Below are 8247 nucleotides of genomic sequence, written 5' to 3'. Positions count from 1 at the left end.
GGGGCGCCCGCGGTCGTTCGCCACGGGCGCCGTGGAGTTCGAAGACGTGCTCGGCACGCCGCCCGTATCGGTTGAGCTGGGCGCAGACCTCTCCCAGCATGTGGCAGAGCTGAACGAGACGATGGAGCACATGCGCCAGCGGGTCGCTCTCGAGACCGGCCTGGTGCTTCCGCCCATTCCGTTGAAGGCCACGGCGGCGCTCGAGTCGCAGCGCTACGTCATCAAGTTCCGAGACGTGCCTCTGCTCGAGGGAGAGATCGACCTCCCCATCGATACGCCCGAGCGCCTGTACGCGCTGCAGAACCGCCTCAAGCAGCTGCTGCATCGGCACGGCTGGGAGCTGCTCGGCTATCTCGAGGTCGAGACGCATCTCGAGCGGGTTCGCAAGGAGAATGCGGGGCTGGTTCAGGCGCTTTTCCCCGCGCAGTTCTCGGTCTCCGGGCTTCGCCAGGTGCTGCGCAACCTGTTGCGCGAGCAGCTCTCCATCAGAGATCTCGCGCCCATCCTCGAGGTGATTCTCGAGAACCTGCCCCGTTCCACCGACCCCGATCTGCTCACGGAGTGCGTGCGCATCGCCTACAGCCGGAGTCTCTACCAGAAGTTCCGTGACGACGAAGGGTACTTGAACGCCATCGTCTTCGACAGCGCCGTCGAGCGAACGTTGCTCGACGCCGTGACCGACACGGGCGGGGTTCGCTGGATGGACCTCCCTCCCGACGATGCGCTGCGGGTCTTGCAAGCGCTCGAGACCGCGCTCAAACAGGTCTCTCGGCTCAACATCACCCCTGTCGTCCTCTCGTCGCCCGCGCTGCGTCGATTTGTCGCGCGCCTCGTCGAAGACGTATTCCCAGACCTCGCGGTGCTCTCGTACAGCGAGATCGCCCCGCTCACAGAGGTTCGTTCGGTGGGCACGATCCGCTACTAGCGTGGGCACGCCCGCCGTGGCAGACAGCGTCCGCATCACAACGCACACCGACTCCAACCGTGGGCTCTGCCTGTTCCTGCTCTTTGCCGGCCTCGTGGCATCCTGGCCGGTGTGGTACATGATCTGCGCGTGGAACGGTCATGCGCCGCAGGTCTGGGACGAGTGGCGCCCTGCCCTCTGGGGCTGCCTGATCATCGCGGGAGGCGGTCTTCTTCTCGGAACGCTCTCGTTCAAGACGGTGCTGGTCTCGACGGCGTTGCGCCAGGTGCATGTCAAGGACGGCCCGCTGCGCCGTCCGCTCGTCTTCCCCTGGGAGGACTCTCCCCTGGTCCGGCTGCAGGCCCTCGTGAGCGAGCGCGATGAGCACCTGCAGACCCTCTGGCTGGTGAAGCTCGCCTGCGGTGGGCACGAGTACACAATCGACCAGCGCAGGGGCCATCAGCTTGCGAGTCGAGGGCTGGCGGAGGCTCTTGCCCGAGCCATCGGCTGCCCCCTTCAAGAACGTGGGGAGGACGGTGTCGAGGTTCGTTTCGAGCCTGGTGATCTCGGCCTCTCGTTCGGGGCACGCGCCTTGCGTCACCCTTCATTGGCAGGCGGATCGGCGCAGCAGCCCGCCGGGAGTCGGGTTCGTCGTGTGCAGAGCCCTCAGGGGACATCGTTCTCCTGGGGGTTTGTCACCCCCTCGCTCCTGTTCGGGATGCTGGGGGTAGGGCTGGCGTTCTTTCTCGTCTCCACCGTGCCGGCGGGTTTTCACCAGCCTTCCTACTATCAGGTGGCGCGGGCAACGGGTGACTATCACCTGTATCTCATCCTCTTCGCCACCATTGCCGCGGGTGTTGGCGCTCTGGCGGGCTTTCGGGTTCGTCTCGACCTCGAGGCGCGTCATGTTCGGCTCAGCGAGACCCTCTGGGCGATTCCTCTCATGCGGAGGACGCTGCCCTGCGAGACCATCGAGGAAGTACAGGTGGCGCACACGGTTCGTGGTGCCGTCGTGAAGCTCGTGGGAGAGACGGCGATGATCGAGATCAGGGCAGGCGACGCGGGGGTTGCCGCATGGATTGGGCAGGAGGTGCGCAGCCATCTGGCGGCGATGGCTGCACCGGGAGCGGTTCCGCCGCGTCCGCAGACTTGATCAGTCTGCTTCGCGCCGGCCCTGGAGCGAGCGCGCCAGGGTCACCTCGTCTGCGAACTCCAGATTCATCCCGTGGGGGAGTCCGTAGGCCAGACGGGTGACGCGCACTCCCTGGGGGCGTAGCACCCGAACCAGATAGAGCGAGGTGGTCTCGCCGCTCACGTTCGCGTCCATGGCGAGAATGATCTCACGAACCTCACCCTCACGCAGCCGCTCGAGGAGCGAGGAGACGTGGAGCTGATCGGGACCGACCCCGTCCATGGGCGAGATGAGCCCTCCGAGCACGTGGTAGGTTCCGCGGTACTCGCGGGCCCGCTCGATGGCGACCACATCACGTGGATCGGCCACCACGCACACGACGCTCCCATCGCGCAGCGGGTCGGCGCACACGGGGCACAGTTCGTTCTCGGCCAGGTTGTGGCATCGCCGGCACGGCCGGATCCGCTCCTTCACCTCAACGATGGCCTGCGAGAGGCGACGCGCGTCTTCCGCGCTCGCGCCCACGATGTGGAAGGCAAGCCGCGCGGCACTCTTGGGCCCGATGGTGGGAAGCTTCATCAGCTCGTCGATGAGACGGGCGATGGGGGGCGCGAACTCCGCAGACAAGGGCGGCCGTCGATCAGAACAGGTTGGGCAGCCCGGGGATGTTCAGACCGCCGGTCACGGCCCCCATCTTCTGGTTCGCAAGGGCGCCGGCCTTGTCGAGGCCGTCCTTGATCGCGGTGAGCACGAGGTCTTCGAGAAGCTCGACGTTCTCCGGGTCGACCACCGATCTGTCGAGCTGGATGCCCAGAACCTCACGCTGCCCGTTCACCTTCACGCGAACCGAGCCACCACCGGCAGTTCCCTCGACGACCTGGGCCTCGAGCTCTTCCTGCACCTTCTGGAGGGAGTCCTGGAGCTTCTTCTGCATCTGCTTGAGAATCTGTTTCTGCATTTCGGTTCTCCTAGTTGTGACCAGTTATGGCCATCTCTTCGTCTTCGAAGATGATGAGCATGTTGTCGACGAGCTCTGCGTAGTTCACGGGTTTGCTCATGTAGGCCTGCGCTCCCAGGTTGAATCCACGCATCACATCTTGATCCTGCCCTTTGGCCGTGAGCATGATGACGGGAATCGCCCGTGTGGCGGCAGTGGCCTTCAGCTTCTCGAGAACACCGAAGCCGTCGAGCTCCGGCATCATTACGTCGAGAACGACCAGGTCCGGACGCGCGACCTCAACGGCCTGCAGGGCCTCCTTGCCGTCGAGGGCCACGACGACCTCGAATCCTTCGGCCTGCAGATACATCATGAGCGATCGGAGGATGTGCTCATCGTCGTCGACGAGCAGGATCTGTCGGCTTCTGGCGGTTCGGGAAGTCATTCGATGACGGTTCCTTTGAAGAGATCTCCCGCCTCGTCCACGAAGCTCGCGTGTGCGGAGTCGTCGGGTTGCGTGCTGCGTGTGGCAGCGGGTGTTCGGGTTGTTCGGCGCAACGTGAGCTGAACGGGCTGGCCCATGAGCTCGGAGAGGATCTCTGACAGGCCCGCACGGCGCGCCTCGAGCTTCTCTTGTTCGAACTGCCCGTATTCCGCGGTGCCGATGACGCAACGTGAGCCTTCCACGGCAACGGGCCTGCAATCGGTCAGGAACGGGAGCAATACGCCGGAACCAGGCGTCTTCCTGCGACGGATCTCATCGAGCAGGCGCTTCCACGCCCCCTGGAAGGCCTCGAGGGTGACCTCGCCCGGTGCTGCTGCCGGGGCGTGCTGCTGCGGCTGCGGCGGCGGTGGTGGCGCGGGGGCGTGCTGCTGCGGCGGCGGTGGTGGTGGCGGCGCGGGGCGCGAGGCCGGCACAGTCGCCGGTGGGGCGGTCGCGGCCGCTGGCACGGCGATCTCGGCGGCCATCGTGATGATGCCCATCTCCCAGCTCAGGCGTGGGTGGGCGCTGTCGCGGAGCTGCTTCTCGAGCTTGAGAAGCTCGCCTGCCATGCGCATGAGGCGCCCCCTGTCGACGCTGCTCGCCTGTGCCGAAAGGCGCTCCACCATCTCACTGGAGGTGCGCAGCAGATGCTCCGCGTCACCGGGCTTCTTCAAGATCTGGACGAGCAGCAGGGCCCGGGCGTGGGCGATCATGTCGCGCGCCAGCACCACCGCGTCACGCCCCTCCGCGAGGAGCTGGTCGAGCACCTGGACGGCTTCGGAGATCTGCTGATCGAGGATGTGGCCGCAGAGAGAGAAGAGCGCGTCCTTGCTGATTGCGCCCAGCAGATCGTCGATGATCCGGGCGGTGATGGGTCCATCGGCAAATGAGATGGCCTGCTCGAGGATGACCAGCGCGTCACGCAGGCCGCCGTCGGCTGCCTCGGCGATGAGATCGGCCGCCCGTTCCTCGATGGGAATGCCCTCTTCCTCGCAGACGTACCTCACGCGGGCGGCGATGTCGCTGTTCGAGATGCGTCGATAATCGAACCGCTGGCACCGTGACAGGATGGTTGCGGGAAGGTCGTTGGGGTCGGTGGTGGCCAGCATGAACACCAGATGCGCGGGAGGCTCCTCGAGGGTCTTGAGCAGGGCTGCGAAGGCGGAGCTCGAGAGCTTGTGCACCTCGTCGATGATGTAGACCTTCTTGCGGCTCTCAACTGGAACGTACTCCGCCTTGCCGATGACGGAGTCGCGCACGTCGTCGATGCCGGTGTTGGAGGCCGCATCCATCTCGATGACGTCGAGGGCCCGGCCCGCGGTGATGTTCAGGCAGCTGGCACACGCATTGCACGGCTCGAGGGGGGAGGTATCGTAGGGAGCGGAAGGGTCGGGACCCGTGCAGTTGATGGTCTTGGCGAAGATTCGCGCGCTCGATGTCTTGCCGGTGCCGCGTGGGCCGCAGAACAGGTAGGCCTGCCCCACTCTACCCATCTTCAGGGCGTTCTGAAGGGTTTTGGTGATATGCGGCTGGCCGACCAGGTCGGCGAAGGTCTGTGACCGGTATCGGCCAAAGAGCGCGCGCAGCTCTTTCCGGGGTTTGTCTTGCATGTGCGGCGGGCCCTGCGTCTCCAGCGGAGGATGCAGGCCACCTTCTACGTGGCGATGTGCGTTCCTACCGCCCGCGGGCACGCGCTGAGCAGCCCGGGTGCTCGATGTGCGAGACGAACACCTGTATGCATCGCTTCGGGGTGGCGCTCAGGCAGAGGTCTCAGAGCAGGTTGTCGTCAAGACGGGCGCGTCGCGTGGGCCCTTGCTGCCGGGCTGTGAGGGTGTGAATCAGTCGGTCGAGCTCATCGGGGGAGCTGTAGTGGATCTCGATCTTGCCCGCCGCGCGGGTGCGCGGCCGGAGCTTCACCTGGGCAGAGAGGTGTCGCTGCAGGTTCTCCTGCACGTCGATCCACTCCGGGGGGAGCCTTCGCTTGCTCGACGAGCTCGTCTTCTCGCCTTCCTGGAGCTGTCGAACATACGCCTCGGTCTGACGCACCGAGAGGTGGTGGCTCTTCACCCGTGCCCACACCTTCAGCTGCTCGGCCTGCCGCGTGAGTGAGAGAAGCGCGCGAGCGTGTCCGGCGCTGATGACGCCGGCCTCCACGTCTTGCTGGATGGGCTGGGGAAGGTTGAGCAGCCGCACCGCGTTTGCAACGGCCGATCGGCTCTTGCCAACGCGTGCGGCCACCTCCTCCTGCGTAAGGAGATGCTCGCGCATCAGGAACTGGTAGGCTGCAGCTTCTTCGAGGGCGTTCAGGTCCTGGCGCTGGATGTTCTCGATGAGCGCCACCGCGAGCCCGTCGGCCTCCGCGAACTCACGTACCAGAACCGGGATCTCGGTGAGGCCCGCGAGCTGAGATGCGCGCCAGCGCCTCTCGCCCACCACCAGCTGGTAGCCGGCGCCCATGCGCGTGACGATCACGGGCTGCAGGACGCCGTGCTCGCGTATCGATTCAGCGAGCTCTGCCAGCAGAGCGTCGTCGAAATGGCGGCGCGGCTGCAGCGCGTTGGGCGAGATCTTGTCGATGGGAAGCTGCTGCACCCCTCCGTGCGGGAGCGCTGAACCTGCCTCGGAACCTCGCGGGCCCTTCGACATCAGCGAAGAGATGTCTCGACCCGCCATCTTCTGGGGAGCGGCCTTGTTCACGGGCGGTCACTTCCTTCGAGAGCTCACGGCGCTTCTCGACGCTCTGCCAGTCGAGGAGATCACCTGCAGGGCCCTTTCGGGAGATTGAAGATTATTCCTTCTGGTGAGCGTGCTCCGGCGCGGTTCCGCGCCCCCCTTACGAGGCGTCTTGTCGGCTGCGACGGAGGGCGGCGCGCACCTCTTCGGGGAGTTTGATCTCGGTCCGGCACTTCGCGCATCGCACAGCCCGTCCTTGAATGGCCAGGGTCTGGGCGTTCTCCGAGAGCACGCTGCGGCATGTGGGACAGGCGATCGCCTGCACCGGGCGGATTCGACCCAAGGGCTCGCTCATGGTTGGAAAGACCTCCTCGGGGGATGATGGAGATGCTTCCACGCCTGTTGACCGAGGCCCCTCCTGACGCGCTGCAGTCTGCACCCACGCAAACAGGATAGCCGGATCGGCCGCACGAACAACGGGGCGTGAATTCCCCTTCGGAGCGACCAGAGCCCGTGTCAGAACGACGTCAGGGAGGCGTGCAGGCCGAGTCTCTCAGGCTCGAGAGGCTGTTCCCTTTCCCCCTCGATGACTTTCAGAAGCAGGCCATTCGCTCTCTCGAGCAGGGCCGCAACGTCGTGGTCTGCGCGCCGACCGGCGCCGGCAAGACCGTGGTCGCTGAGTACGCCACCCACCGCGCCCTGGCGCATGGGCACCGCTGCTTCTACACCACGCCGCTGAAGGCGCTCTCCAACCAGAAGTTCTTCGATTTTCGTGATCGGCTGGGAAGCGACCAGGTGGGGCTTCTCACCGGTGACGTGTCTGTGCAGCGAGACGCCTCGCTCGTGGTCATGACGACCGAGGTGTACCGCAACATGCTCTACGGCACGACGCTGGGCGAGGTCACCCGCAACCTGCGAGACGTGCGCTACGTGGTGCTCGACGAGTGTCACTTCATGAACGATGTCGAGCGAGGGACGGTCTGGGAGGAGTCGGTCATCTACTCCCCGCCGCCGGTTCAGCTGGTGGCGCTCTCCGCCACCATCGCCAACGCCGAGGAGCTGCGTGACTGGATGACCGCGGTCCACGGCCCCACAGACCTCTGGGTGACATCGCATCGGCCCGTTCCGCTGCGCTTCTGGTACTGGTATGAAGACCAGATGTACCGCCTGCTGAACACCGATGGGTCGCTCAACCCAGCGCTGCGGCACAAGACGCAGGCGGCGCGCTCCGCCCAGCGGGGCGGCGGTCCCCGCCTGCAGGGAGACCGTCGGCGCCGCGACCATCTCCCAGAGCGTCCGCGTGGCGCCGACGTGTGCAAAGCCCTCGACAAGCGCAGCATGCTGCCGGCCATCTACTTCGTCTTCTCGCGCAAGGGCTGTGAGGAGAACCTCCAGTACGCGAGCAAGACGCTCCACCTCTCGGCCGCCGAGGAGGCCGAGCTGCACGACGCCATCGACGAAGCCGTGGAGCGCAACCCGGCTCTCGCCTCACACCCTCACCTGCCCGCCCTCTACAGCGGGGTTGCGGCCCATCACGCGGGCCTCCTCCCCTCCTGGAAGAACCTGGTCGAGCGCCTCTTCAACCGCGGACTCGTGAAGGTGGTGTTCGCCACAGAGACCCTTGCGGCAGGCATCAACATGCCCGCGCGCACCACGGTCATCTCGGCCATCGGCAAGCGCGCCGATGAGGGGCATCGCACCCTCACGGCAAGTGAGTTCCTCCAGATGTCGGGTCGCGCTGGTCGACGCGGCATGGATGAGGTGGGGAACGTGGTGGTCCTCAATCATCCGCGGGAGACCGTCGAGGAGGCCGCTCGTCTCGGGCGGGCGCAGGCTGATCCGCTGGTCAGTCAGTTCACCCCCAGCTACGGCATGGTGCTCAACCTGCTCCAGCGACACGGCATCGATGAGTGCCGGGGCCTGCTCGAGAAGTCGTTTGGCCAGTTCCTGGCCGTGCGCGCCTCGGGGAGCTTCGACGACGACATCGTCGCGCTCGATCGTGAGATCAATCGCCTTCAGGGTCCGCTCTGCCCCGATCAGATCGGGGATCTCGACCGGTATCGCTCGCTCTACGAGCAGATGCGCGCGGCGCGCAAGCAGGCCAAGGCGTTCCATCG

Annotated in this window: 9 protein-coding genes; 3 read left to right on the top strand and 6 right to left on the bottom strand. The window is 65.8% G+C overall.

From position 1 onward, the window contains the following. The first annotated feature begins 31 nt into the window (after positions 1–31). Both EB084_14640 and EB084_14635 read left to right on the top strand, forming a co-directional pair. Entirely contained in the window at positions 32–925 is an 894-nt protein-coding gene (locus tag EB084_14640; protein NDD29496.1) for a hypothetical protein, read from the top strand. Between the two features lies 1 nt (position 926). Continuing rightward, positions 927–2057, top strand: coding sequence for a hypothetical protein (locus EB084_14635; GenBank protein ID NDD29495.1), 1131 nt, complete (start codon positions 927–929; stop codon positions 2055–2057). Here the strand turns inward: EB084_14635 and recR are convergent, their stop codons facing one another. The 6 genes from recR to EB084_14605 form a co-directional block, all read right to left on the bottom strand. Further along, the gene (gene recR / locus EB084_14630; GenBank protein ID NDD29494.1) at positions 2058–2615 is read right to left on the bottom strand and encodes a recombination protein RecR; all 558 of its coding nucleotides are present in this window, start codon (positions 2613–2615) and stop codon (positions 2058–2060) included. It lies immediately after the preceding gene. A 61-nt stretch (positions 2616–2676) separates the two neighbouring features. Further along, on the bottom strand, positions 2677–2994 hold the full coding sequence (locus tag EB084_14625) for a YbaB/EbfC family nucleoid-associated protein (protein NDD29493.1): 318 nt from the start codon (positions 2992–2994) through the stop codon (positions 2677–2679). A 10-nt stretch (positions 2995–3004) separates the two neighbouring features. Further along, a complete protein-coding gene (locus tag EB084_14620; GenBank protein ID NDD29492.1) occupies positions 3005–3418 on the bottom strand; it encodes a DNA-binding response regulator in 414 nt (137 codons plus the stop codon). Continuing rightward, positions 3415–5067, bottom strand: coding sequence for a DNA polymerase III subunit gamma/tau (gene dnaX, locus EB084_14615; GenBank protein ID NDD29491.1), 1653 nt, complete (start codon positions 5065–5067; stop codon positions 3415–3417). The genes EB084_14620 and dnaX overlap by 4 nt, the downstream gene beginning before the upstream one ends. Before the next feature lie 160 nt (positions 5068–5227). Continuing rightward, positions 5228–6154, bottom strand: coding sequence for a ParB/RepB/Spo0J family partition protein (locus tag EB084_14610; protein NDD29490.1), 927 nt, complete (start codon positions 6152–6154; stop codon positions 5228–5230). Between the two features lie 136 nt (positions 6155–6290). Continuing rightward, positions 6291–6485, bottom strand: coding sequence for a hypothetical protein (locus EB084_14605; protein ID NDD29489.1), 195 nt, complete (start codon positions 6483–6485; stop codon positions 6291–6293). A gap of 182 nt (positions 6486–6667) precedes the next feature. Between EB084_14605 and EB084_14600 the strand changes: the two genes are divergently transcribed. Further along, positions 6668–8247: DEAD/DEAH box helicase (locus tag EB084_14600; protein ID NDD29488.1), on the top strand; the 1580-nt coding region annotated here is incomplete at its 3' end.

The sequence above is a fragment of the Pseudomonadota bacterium genome (assembly GCA_010028905.1).
In the GTDB taxonomy this organism is placed as follows: domain Bacteria; phylum Vulcanimicrobiota; class Xenobia; order RGZZ01; family RGZZ01; genus RGZZ01.
The sequence above is the reverse complement of the archived record's forward strand: the minus strand, read 5'-3'. Positions and strand labels throughout refer to the sequence as shown.

Bases quoted from the DNA above. Each gene is read 5' to 3' on its own strand.
- dnaX (NDD29491.1), bottom strand. From the start codon at position 5,067: ATGCAAGACAAACCCCGGAAAGAGCTGCGCGCGCTCTTTGGCCGATAC.
- EB084_14605 (NDD29489.1), bottom strand. From the start codon at position 6,485: ATGAGCGAGCCCTTGGGTCGAATCCGCCCGGTGCAGGCGATCGCCTGT.
- recR (NDD29494.1), bottom strand. From the start codon at position 2,615: ATGAAGCTTCCCACCATCGGGCCCAAGAGTGCCGCGCGGCTTGCCTTC.
- EB084_14625 (NDD29493.1), bottom strand. From the start codon at position 2,994: ATGCAGAAACAGATTCTCAAGCAGATGCAGAAGAAGCTCCAGGACTCC.
- EB084_14620 (NDD29492.1), bottom strand. From the start codon at position 3,418: ATGACTTCCCGAACCGCCAGAAGCCGACAGATCCTGCTCGTCGACGAC.